This window comes from Streptomyces sp. Rer75, from assembly GCF_013414305.1.
Lineage (GTDB): Bacteria > Actinomycetota > Actinomycetes > Streptomycetales > Streptomycetaceae > Streptomyces > Streptomyces himastatinicus.
In genome coordinates this window covers 6,197,999-6,217,292 of record NZ_CP058693.1, presented here as the reverse complement: position 1 = coordinate 6,217,292, position 19,294 = coordinate 6,197,999, and the positions used below count along the sequence as shown (strand labels likewise).

At 71.8% G+C, this 19,294-nt stretch carries 21 protein-coding genes; 9 read left to right on the top strand and 12 right to left on the bottom strand.

Annotation, left to right across the window (positions count from 1 at the left end; translation table 11 throughout):
* Window positions 1-44 precede the first annotated feature (44 nt).
* On the bottom strand, window positions 45-1,475 hold the full coding sequence (locus tag HYQ63_RS26935; RefSeq protein ID WP_257232159.1) for a PLP-dependent aminotransferase family protein: 1,431 nt from the start codon (window positions 1,473-1,475) through the stop codon (window positions 45-47).
* 46 nt (window positions 1,476-1,521) lie between these two features.
* Between HYQ63_RS26935 and HYQ63_RS26930 the strand changes: the two genes are divergently transcribed.
* Window positions 1,522-2,463 carry an aldo/keto reductase gene (locus HYQ63_RS26930; RefSeq protein ID WP_179936478.1) on the top strand — a complete coding sequence of 314 codons (942 nt, stop codon included), beginning with the start codon at window positions 1,522-1,524 and terminating at the stop codon, window positions 2,461-2,463.
* 2 nt (window positions 2,464-2,465) lie between these two features.
* On the opposite strand, the gene HYQ63_RS26925 is transcribed toward HYQ63_RS26930, so the two are convergent.
* Window positions 2,466-2,864, bottom strand: coding sequence for a cupin (locus HYQ63_RS26925; protein ID WP_179936477.1), 399 nt, complete (start codon window positions 2,862-2,864; stop codon window positions 2,466-2,468).
* 99 nt (window positions 2,865-2,963) lie between these two features.
* Here HYQ63_RS26925 and HYQ63_RS26920 point away from each other — a divergent pair, with 99 nt between their 5' ends.
* Complete coding sequence (locus HYQ63_RS26920; protein WP_179936476.1) at window positions 2,964-3,659, top strand: TetR/AcrR family transcriptional regulator; 696 nt, start codon at window positions 2,964-2,966, stop codon at window positions 3,657-3,659.
* Between the two features lie 63 nt (window positions 3,660-3,722).
* Window positions 3,723-4,211: a hypothetical protein gene (locus tag HYQ63_RS26915; protein WP_179936475.1), complete on the top strand. Its 489-nt coding sequence runs from the start codon at window positions 3,723-3,725 to the stop codon at window positions 4,209-4,211.
* Window positions 4,212-4,242: 31 nt separating this feature from the next.
* Here the strand turns inward: HYQ63_RS26915 and HYQ63_RS26910 are convergent, their stop codons facing one another.
* The 5 genes from HYQ63_RS26910 to HYQ63_RS26890 form a co-directional block, all read right to left on the bottom strand.
* Window positions 4,243-4,695 (bottom strand): DUF3515 family protein, encoded by a 453-nt coding sequence (locus HYQ63_RS26910; RefSeq protein ID WP_179936474.1) that lies wholly within the window; start codon window positions 4,693-4,695, stop codon window positions 4,243-4,245.
* A gap of 169 nt (window positions 4,696-4,864) precedes the next feature.
* On the bottom strand, window positions 4,865-5,383 hold the full coding sequence (locus HYQ63_RS26905; RefSeq protein ID WP_179936473.1) for an NUDIX hydrolase: 519 nt from the start codon (window positions 5,381-5,383) through the stop codon (window positions 4,865-4,867).
* Between the two features lie 338 nt (window positions 5,384-5,721).
* Window positions 5,722-6,498, bottom strand: a complete 777-nt coding sequence (locus tag HYQ63_RS26900) for a S9 family peptidase (protein WP_257232157.1) — start codon at window positions 6,496-6,498, stop codon at window positions 5,722-5,724.
* Between the two features lie 141 nt (window positions 6,499-6,639).
* Window positions 6,640-7,380, bottom strand: coding sequence for an MBL fold metallo-hydrolase (locus HYQ63_RS26895; protein WP_179936471.1), 741 nt, complete (start codon window positions 7,378-7,380; stop codon window positions 6,640-6,642).
* Window positions 7,381-7,443: 63 nt separating this feature from the next.
* Entirely contained in the window at window positions 7,444-7,824 is a 381-nt protein-coding gene (locus HYQ63_RS26890) for a helix-turn-helix transcriptional regulator (RefSeq protein WP_179936470.1), read from the bottom strand.
* A 106-nt stretch (window positions 7,825-7,930) separates the two neighbouring features.
* Between HYQ63_RS26890 and HYQ63_RS26885 the strand changes: the two genes are divergently transcribed.
* Entirely contained in the window at window positions 7,931-9,160 is a 1,230-nt protein-coding gene (locus HYQ63_RS26885; RefSeq protein WP_179936469.1) for an MFS transporter, read from the top strand.
* 10 nt (window positions 9,161-9,170) lie between these two features.
* Here HYQ63_RS26885 and HYQ63_RS26880 read toward each other — a convergent pair whose 3' ends face one another.
* The 4 genes from HYQ63_RS26880 to HYQ63_RS26865 form a co-directional block, all read right to left on the bottom strand.
* A complete protein-coding gene (locus HYQ63_RS26880) occupies window positions 9,171-9,791 on the bottom strand; it encodes an ATP/GTP-binding protein (RefSeq protein ID WP_179936468.1) in 621 nt (206 codons plus the stop codon).
* Window positions 9,739-10,146: a DUF742 domain-containing protein gene (locus HYQ63_RS26875; RefSeq protein WP_179940542.1), complete on the bottom strand. Its 408-nt coding sequence runs from the start codon at window positions 10,144-10,146 to the stop codon at window positions 9,739-9,741. The genes HYQ63_RS26880 and HYQ63_RS26875 overlap by 53 nt, the downstream gene beginning before the upstream one ends.
* 230 nt (window positions 10,147-10,376) lie before the next feature.
* Window positions 10,377-10,850: a roadblock/LC7 domain-containing protein gene (locus HYQ63_RS26870; RefSeq protein WP_179936467.1), complete on the bottom strand. Its 474-nt coding sequence runs from the start codon at window positions 10,848-10,850 to the stop codon at window positions 10,377-10,379.
* On the bottom strand, window positions 10,831-13,452 hold the full coding sequence (locus tag HYQ63_RS26865) for a HAMP domain-containing sensor histidine kinase (protein WP_179936466.1): 2,622 nt from the start codon (window positions 13,450-13,452) through the stop codon (window positions 10,831-10,833). Before HYQ63_RS26865 ends, HYQ63_RS26870 begins: the two co-directional genes overlap by 20 nt.
* Before the next feature lie 331 nt (window positions 13,453-13,783).
* Here HYQ63_RS26865 and HYQ63_RS26860 point away from each other — a divergent pair, with 331 nt between their 5' ends.
* Window positions 13,784-14,920: a substrate-binding domain-containing protein gene (locus tag HYQ63_RS26860; protein ID WP_179936465.1), complete on the top strand. Its 1,137-nt coding sequence runs from the start codon at window positions 13,784-13,786 to the stop codon at window positions 14,918-14,920.
* Between the two features lie 17 nt (window positions 14,921-14,937).
* On the opposite strand, the gene HYQ63_RS26855 is transcribed toward HYQ63_RS26860, so the two are convergent.
* Window positions 14,938-16,080 (bottom strand): hypothetical protein, encoded by a 1,143-nt coding sequence (locus HYQ63_RS26855; RefSeq protein ID WP_179936464.1) that lies wholly within the window; start codon window positions 16,078-16,080, stop codon window positions 14,938-14,940.
* A gap of 87 nt (window positions 16,081-16,167) precedes the next feature.
* Between HYQ63_RS26855 and HYQ63_RS26850 the strand changes: the two genes are divergently transcribed.
* From HYQ63_RS26850 to HYQ63_RS26835, 4 genes are all read left to right on the top strand, one after another.
* On the top strand, window positions 16,168-17,079 hold the full coding sequence (locus HYQ63_RS26850; protein WP_179936463.1) for a phosphorothioated DNA-binding restriction endonuclease: 912 nt from the start codon (window positions 16,168-16,170) through the stop codon (window positions 17,077-17,079).
* Window positions 17,076-17,894 carry an endo alpha-1,4 polygalactosaminidase gene (locus HYQ63_RS26845; protein WP_179936462.1) on the top strand — a complete coding sequence of 273 codons (819 nt, stop codon included), beginning with the start codon at window positions 17,076-17,078 and terminating at the stop codon, window positions 17,892-17,894. Before HYQ63_RS26850 ends, HYQ63_RS26845 begins: the two co-directional genes overlap by 4 nt.
* 127 nt (window positions 17,895-18,021) lie before the next feature.
* Entirely contained in the window at window positions 18,022-18,675 is a 654-nt protein-coding gene (locus HYQ63_RS26840) for a ClpP family protease (RefSeq protein ID WP_179936461.1), read from the top strand.
* A 4-nt stretch (window positions 18,676-18,679) separates the two neighbouring features.
* Window positions 18,680-19,288, top strand: coding sequence for a ClpP family protease (locus HYQ63_RS26835; RefSeq protein WP_179936460.1), 609 nt, complete (start codon window positions 18,680-18,682; stop codon window positions 19,286-19,288).
* Window positions 19,289-19,294 lie beyond the last annotated feature (6 nt).

Genomic DNA, 19,294 nt, shown 5'->3' with positions numbered 1-19,294 from the left:
GGCGGAGCTTCGTCCGACGCCGGGCGTATCCGCATGTCGGCGCATCAGACCCCGGGCGTACGCGCCGCCAGAGCCTCGCGCAGGAGCGCGACGGCCGTGGGGATCTCGGTGTCGCTGATGTTCCCGTATCCGAGGACGAGCGCGCGGTCCGCCGCGTCCTGCACGCGGTAGTCGTCGAGGTCCGCCACGCGCAGCCCGGCGGCGGCCGCGGTGCGGACCGCGCCGGGGGTGTCGGTGCCGTCGGGCAGGTGCAGCAGGATGTGCAGCCCGGCCGCCGTGCCCGCGACCCGGGCCTCCGGCAGCTGGGCGCCGAGCGTCCGCACGAGCAGGTCGCGGCGGGCGCGGAACCGCCGCCGGGCCGCGCGCAGATGGGCGTCGTACCAGCCGCGGTCGATGAAGGTGGCGAGCGCGAGCTGGTCGAGTACCGGGGGCGCGGCGGCGACGGGGTTCGCCGCCCGGAGCGCCGGGTTCATCGCGGCGGGCGCGACCAGCCAGCCCAGGCCGAGGGCCGGGGAGAGGGTCTTGCTGACCGAGCCGAGGAGGAAGACCCGGCTCGGGTCCATCCCCTGCATGACGGCGACCGGGTGGTGGTCGTAGCGGAATTCGGCGTCGTAGTCGTCCTCGATGACGTAGCCGTCCACCTCGCGGGCCCAGCGCACCAGGCGGGCCCGGCGGGCCGGGGACAGCACCGTGCCGGTGGGGAACTGGTGGGCCGCGCCGACGACGACGGCCCGGGCCGGGGTGCGGGCGAGGGCGTCGACGCTGAGGCCGTCGTGGTCCACGGGCACCGGGTGCAGCCGCAGTCCGACGCTCGTCGCGGCGTCGCGCAGCCGCCCCCAGCCCGGGTGTTCCACGGCCAGGTCGGCGATCCCCTCGGCGCGCAGCGCCCGGCAGGTGCGGACCAGGCCGTCGGTGACGCCCGCGCACACGGATACGGCCGCGGCGTGCGCGTCCGCGCCGCGCGAGCGCCGCAGGTACTGCGCGACGGTGGTACGCAGGCCCGGGTGCCCGGCGGGGTCGGGCAGGCCCAGGTCGTAGTGGACGGCCGAGCCGGTGACCGCCCGGACGGCGTCCGCCCAGCGGCGGCGCGGGAACGCCCGCAGGTCGGGCAGGCCGGGCGCGAGGTCGTACCGGATCGGTGGCGGCGCCGGTACGGGCCGGGCGGGCCGAGGCGGCGCGGTGTCCGGATCCGGTGACCATGCGACGCGGGTGGCGGAACCCGTCCGGGCGGCGAGGTAGCCCTCCGCGATGAGCTGCCCGTACGCCTCCGTCACGACCCAGCGGGAGCAGCCCAGTTCCTCGGCGAGCGCCCGGCTCGGCGGCACGGCGGCGCCCTCCGCCAGCCTGCCGTCCCGTATCGCGGTGCGCAGCGCGCGGGCGAGGCGGTCGTGCAGGCGGCGCCCGCGTCGGCCGGGCTCCGTCGCGCCGATCTCCAGCAGCGTCGCCCACGCGAGATTGGTCTGGGAAATCGCCACAAGATTGGAGCGTACCGCCGATCCGCATCGGCCTACCGTGACAGACATGAATCCTCAACTGGCGCTGGGCGCCATGCTGTTCGGCACGGTTCAGGACGAGCGTCGATCGTTCGAGATCCTGGACCGTTTCGTGGACGCCGGAGGCGTCTGGATCGACACCGCCAACTGCTACGCGTTCTGGTCGGACCCGACCGGCTTCGGCGGGCAGAGCGAGACGGTGCTCGGGCGCTGGCTGGCGCGCCGCCCGGGCGTCCGCGACCGGGTCAGGATCAGCACCAAGGTGGGCTGCGAGCCGACCGAGGCCGGGCGCTTCCCGGAGACGGCCGAGGGCCTCTCGGCCGGGGTGATCAAGCGCGGCATCGAGGGCAGTCTCCGGCGCCTCGGTACGGACCACGTCGAGCTGTACTGGGCGCACAAGCCGGATCCGGACACCCCGCTGGACGAGACGGTCGCCGCCTTCGACGAACTGGTCTCCGCGGGTACGGTCGGCCGCCTCGGCTGCTCCAACTACCCCGTCTGGCAGCTGGAACGGGCCCGGCAGCTCGCCCGGGCCCACGGCGGGGCGGGCTTCACGGCGGTGCAGCAGCAGCACACGTATCTCCAGCCGCGCGCCGTGGCCGAGCCCCTCGTACGGCACCGGTTCGGCGTGGTGAGCGACGAGGTGCTGCACTACCTGGAGCACCACCCGGACATCGCGCTGTGGGCGTACACCCCGCTGCTGAACGGCCGCTACACCCGCCCGGACCGGCCGCTTCCGGCGGAGTACGACCACCCCGGCACCGCCCGCCGCCTCGCGGCGCTGGACGAGATCGCCGCCGAGACCGGCACGAACCGCAACCGGGTGGTGCTGGCCTGGCTGACCGGCGGAACCCCGGCCGCCACGCCGATCGTCGGCGTCAGCACGATCGAGCAGCTGGACGAGGCGGTCGCGGGGGTGTCGCTGGAGCTGACCGCCGAGCAGCGCGAACGCCTGGACTCCGCGATGTGACGTCAGCGCGTATCGGTGCGCTTCTCCAGGCGGGTGCCGTGGCGCAGGGTGATCGACATCAGGTCGCTCGGGGCGTCGAGTTCCAGACGGTGCCAGCGCCCGCGGGGCACGACCACGGCGGTGCCCGCCGCCAACCGCACCACGTCCTCGGTGCCACCGGGCGACGTGGGACGGAAGGCAAGGCGGACGCCGCCCGTCAGGCAGCACACCGCCTCGTCGGCCTCCGGGTGCATCTCCCAGTGGTCGGCGTGGACGTCGGCGTCGGTCTCGACGTGGAAGGTGGCGACCTGCCAGGCGTCGCCGGGGTCGCTGCCCGTCATCTCCCGCTCGGCGGCCCGGACACCGCCGTCGGGGTGGAACCGCAGCGCTGAGGCGAACAGGTCGATGGGGGTCGTCGTCATGACGGCGTCCTTCCAGTCCAGTCGGCATGAGTTTTTGTACGTGTAAGGAAAATAGCGGGAGAGGATCGCCGTTGTCGACACCTGAGGGATGATGGGGCCATGCCGCAACCGTCCGCACCGCGCAAAACCCGTGGCCGACCTCCCCGCATCTCGCGCGAGGAGGTCGTCGCGACGGCCCGCAGGATCGTGGACGAGGACGGCGTGGACCGGCTGACCATGCGGCGGCTCGCCACGGAGGTCGGCAGCACGCCGATGGCGCTCTACCACCACGTCCGCAACAAGGAAGAACTGCTCCTCCTGCTGCTGGACGACCACGCCGCGCGGACGCTGCGCCGCCCCGAACCCCCCGCCCACCCGCGCGAGCGGATCATCGTCGCCGCCGCCGCGATCCACGAGGCGCTCGCCGCCTGCCCCTGGATCGTGGAGGTGCTGACCGCCGACGACCTGATGTCCGCATCCGCGCTGTGGTTCGTCGAGCAGATCGTCGACGGCCTGGTCGAATGCGGCCTGACCCCCGAGCGGGCCGTGCACGGCTACCGCGCGATCTGGTACTACACCGCCGGAGAGATCGTGGTCCGCGCGACAGCGGCCCGGCGGCGCGCCGCCGACGGCGACGCCGACACCGACGCCGACGCCGACCGCGCGACCTACCGGGAGCGGGTCTTCGCCGACCTCGACCCGGACGAGCTCCCCCGCCTGGCCCACGTCGCGGACAACTGGGCGCCCCTGACCGCCGAAGACACCTACCTGGACGGGCTCCGCGCCTTGGTGGACGGCCTTCTCGCCACCCGCTGACGGGCCTTGTTACGCCGGAAAACCAGCTGCGTGCGACCGCGACCGTCGCCTACCGTGCCGGGCATGCGCGTCATTTTCACGAAAGGTCCCGGCACGAGCTACGACATCGCCGTGCACCGCGAGACCGGTGCCGCGCTCGCCCCGCGCAACGGGCCCGGCGGGCATCCGTATCTCCCGCACGACTTGGTGCACTTCCTCGTCGAGGCGGAGGTGGGCATCAAGCTCGGGGTATACGGGCGGCTGGCCGCCGGTGACAACGGCATGTTCTGGCCCGCCGACCCGGCGGAGCGCGCCAAGGCCGCCCGGCGCCGCAAGACGAAACGAGCGCAGCCGTCCCCCCGGGCGAAGGCCGACATGGCCAGGTCGGAAGAGCTGGCGGGTATCGCCGTACCCGTGTGGGAGGTGCGGAACGGCCACGCACGGGAGCTGCCGGCGTATGTCACGGCGCGGGAGATCCCCCCGGTGGTCGACCGGATCGTGTCCCGGTTCGACGCCTACGCCGACCACTGGCACACGCTGCCGGTCGGAGGTTCGCTGACCCTGACGTGGTGACGTCGCCCGCCGGACACGTGTTGCAGCGGACTCACCCGAGCGTGTCGCTCAACGAAAGGCATTTCGACTTCTGAGGAATGCCGCGAACGGCCCGATTCATATCGACCAGCGCATCTCCGGCCTTGGGTCCATCGCCCTCGACGGTCATTTCGACCGCGGGGGTGCGGCCATACGTCGTCAGGACCTGCACCCCGTCCTTCTGCGCGCGCTTCTCGTCGAGCACCCAGTCGACGCCGTTGACGTCCACGCACAGGTTGGTCGTCGGCCGCAGCGGTGTGACACCGCAGCGCAGAACGACCGAACCGTCTCCCCAGGCGGCGACGCCGTCCCCGGTGACGTCGTCACGCTGCTTATGGAGAACGGTTTCGGGCGCCCGGGAAATGACATCCGCGCACCGTGGATTGTCGGCAAAGGGACCGGGCTCCACGGAAACCTTCGAAAAGAACAGGAAATACGAGGCGACAGCGGCCGCAATTCCCGCCACGACGCACACCCCGGAGATGAGGCGAGCCCTTTTACTCCATGACCTGAACCGCATCGAACCCACTTATTCCCTCGACACCTGGATCGCACCCTACCCCCACGCCCCACTCCGCCCTGGAGCGGGGATCACGGCTCCCGGGCGTACGGCCGGCTCGACGTCGCGGGCGCCGTCAAGGCACGAGGCGTTCGCCGTTCTCCAGATACGCGGGCCGCCGCCCGGCCAGGGCTCCGAGCGCCTGAGCGGCCCGTCGCCGGGTACGGGGCGGGAGCATGGCCAGGGCGTCGTCCGGGGCAACGAACTCGCAGGCCGAGAGTTCGTGGTCGCGCGGGTACAGGCAGCGAGCCCGATCGGCCGAGAGCGTGCCTCCGTCGAAGACGAACGCGAGCTGGTCGTCCCAGGGGCCGTGCGGCGCGACCCAGTCGACGCACAGGAGCCCACGCAGCTCGACGGCAAGGCCCAGCTCTTCGCTCAGCTCGCGCCTCGCCGCGCCCGTGGGTGACTCGTTCGCCTCGGCCATCCCGCCGGGGAGATCCCACGCTTCCTTGTACGTCGGCTTGACCACCAGCACACGCCCGGCGGCATCGCGCAACAGCACGTCGGCCGACACGCGCTTGCGCGCCTGCTTGGCGTTCCCTTCCGCCAGGTAGGCGTCCCATTCGGCGGTGCCTGGCTGGGGTCGGGTGGTCATAGGGCAGTGCCTCCGTCAGATCATCCGGTGGCGCGGGGAGCCGAACCCCGCAGGCTGACACCTCATGCCCTGGCCTTCGCGCCTGCTCGAAGAGGACAGTCTCGCAGCGCAGTTGGCAGCACAAGACCCCGCGACCGCGCGAACGGCCCGGGGGCGTGGTCAACGCTGCTGAGGAGCGTCAACGTGCTGAACCATATCCGCCCCATCGCGTGGCGGCTGCTGCGGTCATTGCTGACCGGCCGGGGGCGTCGGCCTGCGGTCGGTGCGAACCCGCATCAAGAGCCTGGTCCGCGGCGGGACACTCCTCGCGTGGAGCTGCCCCCCCGTGCTGACGGCAGCTAGCAGAGGACCTGGCCTGCATCCTCCAGGTGGCGTCGGAACCATCTGGTGAGACCGGTGTCCACCTCGCGGGCCTGTGGCAGCTGTGGCGCGGGCTCGATGCCGGGCTCTTCGGCGAGCGGATGCGCCAATCCAGGGATCGACAGCAGTTCGGACCGTTCACCCAGTGCGTCGACGAGGTCCAACGCGTCGGCACGCAGCCCCGGGTGATCCAACTCGCCGCTGACGACCAGCAGCGGCGCGCGACCGGCGATGGCGCCCGCCTTGGCGACGAAGTCCAGGCTGCCGACAGCCTTCTCGGACTCGGCGTCATACGGGTAGTCACCCGGGAACAGACCGACCACGGACCGCATCCGGACGGCGGCGTTGACGACGGCGCCGGCGAAGACCGGAATCTCGGTGTCGGCAAGGATCCGCAACGCAACGGCCCCGCCCAGCGACCCGCCCAGCACGCCGATCGGGCCGTCATCGACGGGCAACTGCGCACGGATCGACGCCAGCGCGGCCGGGAACTCCTCGGCCGCCTGCCGGGCGAACGGGTACAGGTAGGACATCAGGACATCCTGGCGGGCCAACTCCATGATGGCGGCCGTGCTGCCGTCGACCATGCGAGCCCCGCACATCGGCATCCCGAGGTGCACCCGCCACGCGGGCAGGTCGTGCATCGGCAACGCGGCAGCGAACGCGGCGTTCGACCTCGGCGCGTCCAGCATGTGCCAGGTGACGATCAATGGCGCGGCACCGTTGTCAATCGGCGGCAGCGCGGTGAACGGCACACCGGCGGCCGTACCCGTGATCGGTGAGGACATGCAGCCACGGTAGGTCTGCGGCCGCCTATCGAGAATCGGATATAGCCACCAGCAGAAACCTTCTCGACCATATGCTCGGCGCGCTCGGCGTGGACAGGGGCGTTGCGTTCACAGGCGGGTGACGATGCCGGGGGCGGCGATGGCGATGGGGTGCTCGAAGGTCTCCGCCGCCGCTGCTTGTGCGGCTTCGGGGGGTGTCCCCGGCCAGAGGTGGGTGAGCATGAGGCGGGCGGCGCCTGCCTGGTGGGCGTATTGACCGGCCAGGCGTGCCGTCAGCAGGTACGGGGCGTCGCCGGTCGGTACCTGGTGGACGTACGTGGCCTCCGACAGGAACAGGTCGGCGCCCTGGGCGAGGCGCGGGATGTCGGGGCTGGGGCCGGTGTCGCCGGTGTAGGCGAGTACGGCGCCGGGCGTGGTGAGCCGGATGCCCGCGTTGGGGACGAAGTGGGGCAGGAGCCAGGTGTCGGTGGTGTAGGGGCCGATGTCGAACCGGTCACCGGGCGTGAACTCGTGGAGGCGGTACGCCCCGGCGAGCATGCTCGGCTTGTCGAGGGCGAGCACGGCGTCGACCGCTCCGTGCGGGGCGTGGACGGGCAGGGGCGGTGGCGGGTCGTCGCTCAGCCCTCGGGCGCGTAACAGAGGGTTGAGGTCGGCGCAGTGGTCGGGGTGTCCGTGGCTGATCAGCACGGCGTCGACCGCGTCGACGGTGCTGTGCTGGAGCAGGCGCGGCAGCGTGGCATATCCGGGGTCGACCAGGAGGCGGAATCCCGCGTAGTCGACGAGGTAGCCGCTGCATGCCTGGTCTGCGGTGGGCCAGGCCCCGCAGCCGCCGAGAACGGTCAGTCGCATGGCCCCGGACCCTAGCGCCGTTCCTCGGCGGTGAGCAGCTGTTTTACGACCGGCTTGAAGGGGTCAGGGGGCGTCCGGTGTCCATGCCGCCACCAGGTCCAGGAGACCGGGGAAACGGGCGTTGAGGTCGGCGATGCGTACGTGGCTGCGGCGCTCCAGGCCGTACTGCCGCTGCCTGGTGATGCCCGCCTCCCGCAGGGCCTTGAAGTGGTGGGTGAGGGAGGACTTGGGGCGGTCGAGCCCGAACCAGCCGCAGGGATGGTCGAACTTCTCCGACTCCAGGAGGAGTTTGCGCACGATGAGCAGGCGCAACGGGTCGCTCAGCGCGCCCAGCACCGTTTCCAGGCGCAGGTCTTCGGCCGCCGGTTCCGGCAGCGGCTCGGGCAGTCCCGCGGGTTCCGGCAGCACCTTGATGGCAGGCGGCGGACCCACCGTCGACGACATACGCGGCTCCTCACAGCACTCCGAATCGACTGTACGAGTCCAATCGTACTGGATGCTATGTTCGACTTAACTCGTACTGTGCTGTGCCTGGAGGGAGCGGCCAACCATGCCGAAAAGTCGAACGGTGCCCGTGAAAGAGCGTCCGGACATAAGCGCCCCGGCGGCGGCTCCCACCTGGTGGGTGTGGCTCGCCGCGTGGCCGGTGACCGCCGTCTTCGTGCTGTCCAACGCCGCGACTCCGCTGTATGTGCTGTGGCAGCGGGACATCGGGTTCTCCCAGGGCACCCTGACGGTGGTCTTCGCCTTCTACATCATCGGACTGCTCGGCTCCCTGCTCGTCTCCGGCGTCCTCTCCGACCGGCTCGGCCGCAAGCCCGTACTGCTGCCCGCGCTCGCCCTCGCCGTGACGGCCTGCCTGATCTTCGCCACAGCGCACACCGTGGCCGCGCTGATCGTCGCCCGGCTGTTCACCGGCATCGCGGTCGGCGCCGTCGTCTCGGCGGGCATGGCGGCCGTGACGGACGTGGCCGGGCAGGACCGCAGGCGGCTCGCGGCGCTGCTGGCCTCCTGCGCCATGGTCTTCGGGGCCGGGCTGGGGCCGCTCCTCGCGGGGATCCTCTCCGAGGCTCTTCCCGCGCCGACCGTCACGGTCTTCATCGTCGAGGCCGCGCTGTTGATCACCGCGATCCTCGCTGTGCTGCGCATGCCCGTACGGCGTCCCGCCGCACCGGCGAAGGGGGCGTGGGTGCGCGTGCCCGGCGTACCGGCCGGCAACGGTCCGCAGCTCACCCTGGGCATCGCGGTATTCGCGCCCGGCATCACCGCAACGTCCTTCGTGCTCTCGCTCGGCCCGTCGCTGCTGGCCGGTCTGCTCGGTACGAACAGCCGGATCGTCGCCGGAGCCATGGCGTTCGCGATGTTCCTCGCCGCGACCGGGGTGCAGTTCGCGGTGCAAAAGCTGCCCAGGCGCACCATTCTGACCGCGGGAGCGGTCAGTACCGCCCTGAGCATGATCGCGCTCATCGCCGCCGTCCGCGCCTCATGGATCCCCGCGCTCATCGCGTCCGCCCTGCTGGCCGGCGCCGGACAGGGCATGGGGCAGCTCGGCGGCCTCTCCCTGCTCAACTCCACCGTCCCGCCGCAGCGGTTGGCGGAGGCGAACGCGGCGCTCAATGTGGGCGGTTACGTTCCGGCCGGTCTGCTGCCGGTATCGGCGGGCTACCTCAGCGACGCCGTGGGGCTGACCGACGCGGCAACCCTCTTCGGCCTGGTCCTGATGGCCCTCGCCACCGCCGGTGGGCTTGTGGTCGTCGTCAGCAGCCGCGGGCGGGAGTGACGACAAGCGGTCAGGCCGGTTCGGCGGATTTGGCTCTGGCCAGGGCCACTTCGAGGACGACGAGCAGCGCGTCGCGGACCGAGCCCGTATCGCGGGCGTCGAAGACGGTGAGGGGGATGTGCTCGGAGACGTCGAGGGCCCACCGCACCTCGTCCAGCTCGTGCTGGACCTCGCCGTCGAAGGCGTTGACGGCGACGGCGAAGGGGATGTCCTTGTGCTCGAAGTAGTCGACGGCCGCGTAGCAGTCGTCCAGGCGGCGGGTGTCGACGATGACGAGGCCGCCGAGGGCGCCTTCGACCACGTCGTCCCACATGAAGCCGAACCGGTCCTGGCCCGGGGTGCCGAACAGGTAGAGCTTGAGGGTCGGGTCGATGGTGATGACGCCGAAGTCCATGGCGACCGTGGTCGTGGTCTTGCCGGGGGTGTGGGTGAGGTCGTCCACGCCCGCCGCGACCTCCGTGATGGCGGCCTCCGTGGTCAGCGGGCGGATTTCGGAGATGGCACCCACGGCCGTGGTCTTGCCCACTCCGAAGCCGCCCGCGATGACCAGCTTGACCGGCAGCGGCGGTGGTGCGGGGTCAGCTGCTGTCGCGGAGTGTGCCCCGTGAGTCGGGGACGGCGCGGAGTCCATCGATAACCCTTCGCAGTACGGAGATGTCCTGGACGGTCCTGGCGTCCGGCACGTGGACCGCCAGGTGTCCGGCGGTGCACAGGTCCTCCGCCAGGACCCGCACCACGTTGAGGTGCAGCCGAAGCTGGGCGGCCAGTTCCGCCACCGACTGCGGGCGTCGGCAGGCGGCGACGATGTCGTGGCGTTCGAAGGCGAGCGCGCGCAGGGCGGAGAGCCCGTCCGACGTCGCCACGACCTGGGCCTCGACCGGGAGCGGGGGCGCGGTGCCGACGCCCGCCACCCGGCCCGCGGTCAGCAGGAACGGCCGGATCGCGGAGGCGCGACCGGTCGGCTCGGGCGGGTCGGTCGGCTCCAGCGGGTCGGTCCGCTCCGGCGCGTCGGTCGGCTCCGGCGCGTCGGTCGGCTCCAGCGGGTCGGTCGGCTCCGGCGCGTCGGGCGGGCCCGGCGGATTGGGCGGGCCCGGCGGATCGGGCGGGCCCGGCGGATCGGGCGGGCCCGGTTCGCCGGCCGCGCCCTCCGCCGCCTCGTGTGGCTCTGGGCCATCGGTGTCCATCACGCCGCCCCCCTTCTGCATGTGCGCACGCGTCAGATGATGGGTGTCGCCGCGTTCTTCTTCAGCTCCAGTACGAGCTGGGGGGTGAGCGCGGCTCCGGCCCGGTTGGCGAAGAGGGTCATCTCGTACGCGATGTTGCCCAGCTTCGCTTCCTTCGTCGTCACCACGCCGAGGACGGCGCCGCAGCCGATGGCCGACACCAGCACATGGCCGCCCTCCAGGTCGATAATGACCTTGTTGAGGCCGCCCAGGCCGTAGTTGCCGGAGGCACCGGCGGCGAGGCTCGTGACACCGGAGACGATCGCGGCGAGCCGCTCGGAGTCGGCCTGTTCGCGCAGCTCGGACACGGCGATCAGCAGGCCGTCGGACGACACGGCGATGGCGTCGACGACACCGGCGGTGTGGGTGGCGAACCGGTCGAGCAGCCAGGTGAAGTCGGCCGCGGCTGCTCGCAGGTCGGTGGGTTCCTGCCCAGCGGGACTGCTCTTACCTGTCGGCGTGGTCACTGCCCGACTCCTTCCGGGTTTGCTGATGCGGCAATGGCGTGGGTTCGGTCGGGGTGGTGGCACTGTCCTGCTGTGCCCTGCGTACGGCGGCCTCGAACTCGTCGAGTTCCGACCGGACGGCGTCGGCGTCGGCGGGCGCGCGGACGGCCGCGATGCCCCGGTCGGCCGAGGGGGTGGTCTTGTCGAGCGTCGCGCCCCGTACTCGCCGCCGCAGCGGACGGGAGGTGGACGCGGCGGACGGCTTCTCCCCCATGGACGGCCTTTCCCCCGTGGACGACTTCTCCCCGGTGGGGGACGGCGTCTGCTCGGTGGACGGTTCCTGCTCCGCAGGGTCCCAAGTGCCCTCCGCGCCCCTGCGGTTCGGGATGCGCCGGGGCAGGCCGCCGGGCTGCGCGGGTGCCGCCTGGCGGGACTCCGGCGCGGGCGCGGGCGTCCGTACGGGCAGCGGCGTGGCACCGGTGGATGCGGGCGCGGAATCAGCGGAACCAGCAGAACCGGCGGAGTCGCCGGGCTCGCGCCCGGACGGCCCCGCCCCGGTCCGCGCCAGCTCCGTGACCACCGGGGACGGCGCGGGAGCGGTGTCCCCGGCGTTCACCGCCATCAGCAGCGCGTCGGGGATCCACACGGTGGCGGTGACGCCGCCGCCGGGCGTACGGCTCAGGGTGACCCGGATGCCCCAGCGCCGGGCGAGGCTGCCGACGACGAAGAGGCCGAGCACCTTGGTGGGGACGAGGTCGAGCCGTTCGCGGCGGATGAGCCGGGCGTTCTCCTCTTCGAGGCGTTCGGCGCCCATGCCGAGGCCGTGGTCGATGACCTCGATCAGCGCTCCGCCGTCCGCGGTGATGTCGGTGCCGGGCCGGACGACGACCTCGACGGGGGTCTCGGACGGGGAGAACGCGACGGCGTTCTCCAGCAGTTCGGCGACCATCAGCGTCAGGTCGCCGATGATGTCGGGCGCGACCGTGACCTCGGTTTCGGAGCGCAGGGAGACCCGCTGGAACCCCTCGATGCGGCCGAGGCTCGCCCGGATGACGTTGGCGAGGGCGGTCGGCTGGGCGTCCAGCTCGGCTTCCCGGATTCCGGCGAGCAGCATCAGGCTGTCGGCGTTGCGCTGGAGGCGTACGGCGATGTGGTCGATGCGGTAGAGCCGCTCCAGCACCTCGGGGGCGGTTTCCTCGCGTTCGACGGCGTCGATCAGGGTGAGCTGGCGGGTGGTGAGGTTGCTGACCCGGCGTCCGACGTTGCCGAACATCTCGCCGACGTTGCGGCGGCTGAGCACCTGCCGTTCCAGCAGCGCCGCGGCGGTGACCTGCACCTGGTTGAACGCCTCGGCCAGGTCGCCGATCTCGTCGCGCACGGGTACGGGGATGGGCCGGGGCCGCAGCGGGGTGCTGTCGGCCGACTCGTCGTCCTCGTCCTCGACGCGGGCGAGTTCCTCGCCCGCCACCTCGACGACCTGGTGGGCGGCGCCGGTCAGGGCCGCCAGGGGGCGTACGACCGAGTGCCGGACCAGGAAGGAGAAGCCGAGCCAGGCGGCGAAGCCGAGGACGGCGAGCCCGAGCAGGGCCACCGCCTTGCGCAGGGCGTCCTCGGAGAGGCTGTCGGCGCGGGCGGCGATCTGGTCGGTCAGCGTGCCCGTGACGTCGAGGCGGTCCTCGGCCTGCTGGGTGCCCGCGGCGATGGCCTTGCGCAGCGCTTGCGGCGACTGGCCCTGGAGGGAGCCAGGGTCGATCTGGAGCTCCGCGAACTTGGCGTCGAAGCCGTTCTCCTCGGCGCTGCGCTCGATGCCCTCCAGGCGCAGGACCTGGTCCGGGTCCGCGATTCTGCCGAAACGATCCGTCTGTTCCTCGTAGATCCGGTGGGCACCGGCCGCGCGCGTGTACTCGGTGAGGGCGTTGGCGTCCCGGGTCTGGGCCGAGAACACGCCGCTCTCGAACGCCGCGTGGGCGGCGTCGGCGCGCAGCACCGTGTCGAGCAGCTCGACCACCGAGGACGACGAGGAGCCGGAGAAGCGGTCGAGCCCGATGCCGTCGATGAGATAGCCGACCGCGTTGGCGTACGCGGGGTCGATACCGGCGGCGGGCACGGAGCCCCGCTCCACCTTGTCCCGCAGCACGCCGAGGCCGCCGACGTAGTCGAGGGCCCGCCCCTCCTCCTTCGCCAGCCCCGAACCGAACGCGGAACGCACCTCGGTGGCCTGCTCGTCGGTGGCCCGCTGCATCCGGCGGTAGTCGACAGTCGACGGCAGGTCCGCCCCGGGCCGGGCCGACTCCTGCTCCACCGCCAGCAGCAGCGCCTGCCGGTGCTCGGCCTGGATGTCGTTGATCAGCCGGGTGACCTGCTGGCTGTCGCGCACCAGTTGCGCGGTCCGGCCGGCGTCCAGGGCCTGCTGCACCTGGCCGTACGCGCCGACGCCCAGCAGCACGCCGACGACCACGACGGGCACGACCACCAGGACGTTGAGCTTCCGCCGGAACGGCCATCGGTCGAGGAGGGCGTCCGCTTGCAGCAGGGCGTCTGTCTTCCGGCGGAACCGGGGCTCCCGCGGGGCGCGCCCGGACGGGTCCGGTTCGCGTGGCGGGTCCTCTGTGTCCACAGACACCCGGGCCTCCTTCGCTGTGCTCCTGAGCGGTGACCGAGGTGTCGTTGTTGCCGACCGCCGACGACCGGGGAGCGTGACGCGAGCGACGACCGCGCCCCATGCGAGCGACTAGTTTGCGCCACACGTCCAACCGGCCGTGAACACTACCGTGTGCGCGCACGCATGCAAGACATCCACCGACAACGGTTACCGAAGATCCACGCTTGTCAGGTTTAGGCCATCGGCTCGTCGCTTCTCCCTCGCCCCCGGGGGCTGCCCCGCGGGGCACCGCCACCCGTAACCTGTCTCCTCGCACCACCGGCCCGAACCTCAGTGCCCCGCGAGGAGACCCGTGCACGCCACCCGCAAGTCGGTCCTGACAGCCGCCGCGCTCCTGGCCGTGGCCACCACCGGCTGCGAACCCGGATCCGGCACCGCCGCGACGCAGCCGCGTCCCGCCAAGCCCGGCTGTCCCGCCACCCTCGCCAAGGCCAAGCAGGCGGTCGCCAAGGCCGAAGACGTGGACGCCCCGTGGAAGGGCCCCACCACCGGGCCGAAGGCCCGTCATGGGAAGAGCATCGTCTTCATCGCCCAGACCCTCACCAACCCCGGCGTCGCCGGAGTCGCCCAGGGCGTCCAGGAGTCCGCCAAGCTCCTCGGCTGGAACGCCCGCACCCTCAACGGCCAGGGCACGCCGAGCGGCATCCGGTCCGCCTTCAAGGAGGCCCTCGACCTCAAGCCGGACGGCATCGTCATCGGCGGCTTCGACCCCGAAGTCGCCGCGGACGAGGCCGAGAAGGCCAAGGCGGCGGGCATTCCGCTGATCGGCTGGCACGCCACCGACGCGCCCGGCCCCAGCGAGAAGCCGGAACTCTTCACCAACATCACCTCCCGGGTCGAGGACGTCGCGAAGATCAGCGCCGACTGGATCATCGCCCGGTCGGACGGCCGCGCGGGGGTCGTCCTGTTCACCGACGCCACGGTGCCGTTCGCGAAGCGCAAGTCGGACCTGATCAAGAAGGACCTCGCCACCTGCTCCGACGTCAAGCTGCTGAGCTACCAGAACATCCCCATACCCGACGTCAACCGCCGCGCCATCGGGGCCGTCCGCTCGCTGCTCTCCCGCTACGGCGACAAGTGGACCCACTCCGCCGCCATCAACGACCTGTACTTCGAGCACACCGCCCCCGCCCTGCGCGCCGCGGGCAAGGACGGCTCGGGCGCCCCGTACACCATCGGCGCCGGTGACGGCGACCCGTCGGCCTTCGAGCGCATCAACACCAAGCAGCACCAGGCCGCCACCGTGCCCGAGCCGCTGTCCGAGCAGGGCTGGCAGATCGTCGACGAGTTCAACCGCGCCTTCGCGGGCAGGCCCGCCAGCGGATACGTCGCCCCCGTCCACGTCACCACCGCCGCCAACAGCGGCGGTGCGCTGTCGTGGGACTCCGAGGGCTACCGGCAGGCGTACCGGCAGATCTGGGGCGAGTGAACCGCGCACACACCGCGTCAGTCGCCCTTGCCGGGGAACCGGGTCCAGGTGCGGCCGCCGTCCTGTGACCGCCACAGTCCCTCGCCGTCGACGTGGTCATAGCTGGGGACGTCGGAGTCGGCGATGCCGTAGAGGGTGTTTCCCCGTGCGAAGACCGAGGTGAGGTGGGCAGGCTCGGTGATCTTGTGGAAGGAGCGGTTGGCGGGGGTGTCGGCGATCAAGGGGGTCGCGTCGTCGCCCTGGATGAACACGCGGCCGTCATCGAGCACCTGCACCTCGATCTCGCTGAGGCCCCGCTTGAATTCGTTCAGCGGCAGCCGATCCGAATTCCGCAGTGTCCGCCAGCTCTTCCCGTCGTCCGTCGTCACGAAGAGCCCGGTGAAGAGGGTGTCGTCCCGGCCGATGGGCTTCTCCAGGGGGACGGCGGCGGTGCCGCCACGGGCGGCGATGGCCTCCCCCAGGAGCCGATCCGGGAGATCCCGGGACCGCTCGGGGCGGCCGTCCTCCCGGCGCGTCACCCGGTACGGCTCGGAACCCTCCGGCTGCCGGACTCCCCAGGCGGTGCCCCGCTCGTCGAGGGCGGTGAAGGTAAGGTCCCGGGTCGAGGGCACGCCCGCCGCGGGCGCCACGGTGTGGGTCGAGGTCCGCAGCAGCCGGTGCTTGCCACCGGACAGCAGCACATCGCCGCGCCCGAAGGTGAGGGGCTTGTCGGACGACTTCACAGCGTGCCGTTCGCCCCGTACGTCGAGGAAGAACCCGTCCTTGACGGAGGGGAGGAAGACGAAGCCGTCCGGCGCCGCGTAGAAGGGGCCCGGGTCTTCGTTTTCGCCCTCCACCACGTCCATGTGTTCCGCGTGCTCGGCGACGATGTCGCCGTCCGGGCCGTACAGGCGCCAGGCGTTGGCGGCGGGGCCCTCGTCGTCCTCCACGGAGGTCGCGTTGTAGCGGCAGAGTATGGAGCCGTCATCGCTGCGCAGGGCCTCATAGGGCGCTCCGACGGCGTCGATGACGTCCTGGGCACGCGGCGTCTCGTCCTCGATGACCTGCGTGTATCTCGTCTCGCGGTCGGCCGCGGACTGCGGCGATCCGCAGGAGGCCAGGGCCGGTGTCAGGAGCGAGGCGATAACGAGCGTGGCCGCGGGGGCCGTTCGGCGGAGCATCAAGGGAAGACCGTTTCGCGCGACTGCTGTTGGATGGACGATCCTCACATGCCGCCGCTGTCGTCGCTCCGTCATACAGTCCGTGGCATGGACTGGATCGAGCGCGTCGGCAATCTGCGGCAGTGGACCAGCAACGGGGTGCGCGCACCGCACAAGCCACTGCTGATGCTGTACGCCCTGGGCCGGTTCCAGCACGGGCCCGACCAGGCACTCCGCTACGCCGACATCGAGCGGGACCTGAAGGAGCTGTTGCGGGACTACGGGCCGCCCCGGGACACCTCGCCCTCGTACCCCTTCCACCACCTGACCAATGACGGGGTGTGGGAGGTGCGCACGGCCGACGGCGGCTCCAGTCCGGGTTCGGGGGTGGGGGCTTTGCGGGCGAGTGGCGCGGAAGGGCGGCTGGTGCCGGGGCTGCGGTCCGCGCTGTCCGCGGAGCCGGAACTGCTGGGGCGGCTGGCACACGTCCTCCTGGACACCCACTTCCCGCCCTCCCTCCACTCCGACATCGCCGCCGCGGTCGGGCTCGACCTGGAGTCGGCGGACGGCGCGGCGGGGGCGACGGTGACCGCACGCGACCGGCGGCGCGCGGCCGAGCTGCGGCGGCAGGTGCTGGTCGCCTACGAATACCGGTGCGCGTTCTGCGGATTCGACGGGGCGATCGGCCGGGTGCCGGTGGGTCTTGAGGCCGCGCACGTGCGGTGGTGGGCCTTCCGGGGCGCGGACGACCTCGCCAACGCGCTGTGCCTGTGCTCCCTGCACCACAAACTGTTCGACCGAGGGGTGCTGGGCCTGGACGGCGGCCGGCGCATCGTCGTCTCCCAGGAGTTCGTCGGCCGCGGTGCGGCGGCCCGGTCCCAGGTGCTCGACCTGGTGGACCGGTCGCTCCTGGGGCCGCAGCGCGGCAGCGACCCGGTCGCGGCGGAGAACGTCGCGTGGCATACGGAACAGGTGTTCCGGGGCAAGGCCCGGGTGGCGCAGGTGGCGCAGGAGGCATGAGCATGGTCCGCTGCCCCGCCGCGCGCACGCGGCCCGCCCTCATCGGCGCATCAGTCCTGGCCTTCGTGGCGCTGTCCGGCTGCGGCACCACCACGACGGACCCGGCCGAGGTGAAGCTGCCACCCGTGGGCGCCGCCTGGGACTACCAGATCGGGGGCGCGTACGAACCGCCCAAGGGCGTCGAGATCGTGAGCCGTGACCGCGCGGACGATCCGGCGCCGGGCCTCTACAACATCTGTTACGTCAACGCCTTTCAGACCCAGCCGGACGAGAAGTGGCCGTCCCGGCTGCTGCTGCACGACAAGAAGGGCGAGGTCGTCGAAGACCCCGAGTGGGACGGGGAGTCGGTGCTCGACATCACCACGGCCGCGAAGCGCGAGGAGGCGGCGGAGAGGGTCGGGGCGTGGTTCGAGAGGTGCGCGGACAAGGGGTTCGACGCCGTCGAGCCCGACAACCTCGACACCTTCACCCGCTGGCCCGACCTGCTGACCGCGGACCAGGCCACCGCGTATGTGTCCCTGCTGGCGAAGCGCGCCCACGGCCTGGGGCTCGCGATCGCGCAGAAGAACACCGGCCCGCTCGCCACGCGCCGCGCGACGACCGGGCTGGACTTCGCGGTGGTCGAGGAGTGCGGCAGATACGACGAGTGCGGGGCGTTCGCGAAGCCGTACAAGGACCGGGTGGTCGTGGTCGAGTACGAGGACAAGGGGTTGGCCAAGGCGTGCGAGGGCTTCGGCGACCGGCTGTCCGTCGTACGCCGCGACCAGGACGTCTCCACCCCGGACGACGACGGGTACGTCCGCGACGTCTGCTGACGTCTGCTGACGTCTGCTGACGGCACATCTGCCGCAGGCAGAGAAACCTGTCCCGGCGGCCGGTGCGGGCCGACAGTGAGGTGACCGCGGCGAAGTCCGCCGCGGGCCACCACTCTTGGGAGGCCCGATGCCAGCGCCCCTCACCGGCTGGGACCCAGCCCTGAGCCCCCGCGCCGACGAGGGCGATACGCCGCCCTCGCGCTTCGACGACCACCTCGCCGCGCAGCTCCTCACCCAGCGGATCGTCTTCCTCGGCACCCAGGTGGACGAGGTTTCCGCGAACCGGGTCTGCGCCCAGCTGCTCCTGCTGTCGGCGGAGGACCCCCGGACCGACATCAGCCTCTACATCAACAGCCCCGGCGGCTCGGTGACGGCCGGGCTGGCGATCTACGACACGATGCGGCTGATCCCCAACGACGTCGCGACGCTCGCCATGGGGTTCGCGGCGAGCATGGGGCAGTTCCTGCTCACGGTCGGGACGGCGGGCAAGCGGTACGCGCTGCCCAACGCGCGGATCATGATGCACCAGCCGTCGGCCGGGATCGGCGGGACGACCGCCGACATCGCGATCCAGGCCGAGAACCTGGAGTTCACCAAGCAGGCCATCGAGCGCATCATCGCCGAGCACACCGGCCAGACCCGGGAGACGATCTCCCGCGACGGCGACCGGGACCGGTTCTTCACGCCCGAGCAGGCGAAGGAGTACGGGATGGTCGACCGCATCGTGGAGTCGCTGGGCGATGTGCGGCCGGGCGGTTCGCGACGACGGATGGGGATCTGAGGACATGGGCCAGTACACGATCCCGACCGTGGTCGAGCGCACCACGCAGGGCGAGCGCGCGTACGACATCTACAGCCGGCTGCTGTCGGAGCGGATCATCTTCCTGGGCACGGAGATCGACGACGGCGTCGCCAACGTCGTCATCGCGCAGCTGCTCCACCTGGAGTCGGCCGGGCCCGAGCAGGAGATCGCGATCTACCTCAACTCGCCGGGCGGCTCGTACACCTCGCTCATGGCGATCTACGACACGATGACGTTCGTGACCGCGCCGATCTCGACGTTCTGCGTCGGCCAGGCCGCCTCGACCGCGGCCGTGCTGCTGGCCGGGGGCGACCCCGGGCGGCGCTTCGTCCTCGAACACTCCCGGGTCCTGCTGGGCCAGCCCGCGACCGGCGGGGCGCGCGGCACGGTGTCCGACCTCAGCCTCCAGGCCAAGGAGATGCTGCGCATCCGCGCCCAGGTCGAGGAGGTGCTGTCCCGTCACACCCCGCACGACGTGGCGACGCTGCGCGCGGACATGGACCGCGACAAGGTGTTCACGGCCGAGGAGGCGGTGAGGTACGGGCTGGCCGACGAGGTGCTGTCGAGGCGGCTGGTCCGCACAACCGTCTGAGGCAGG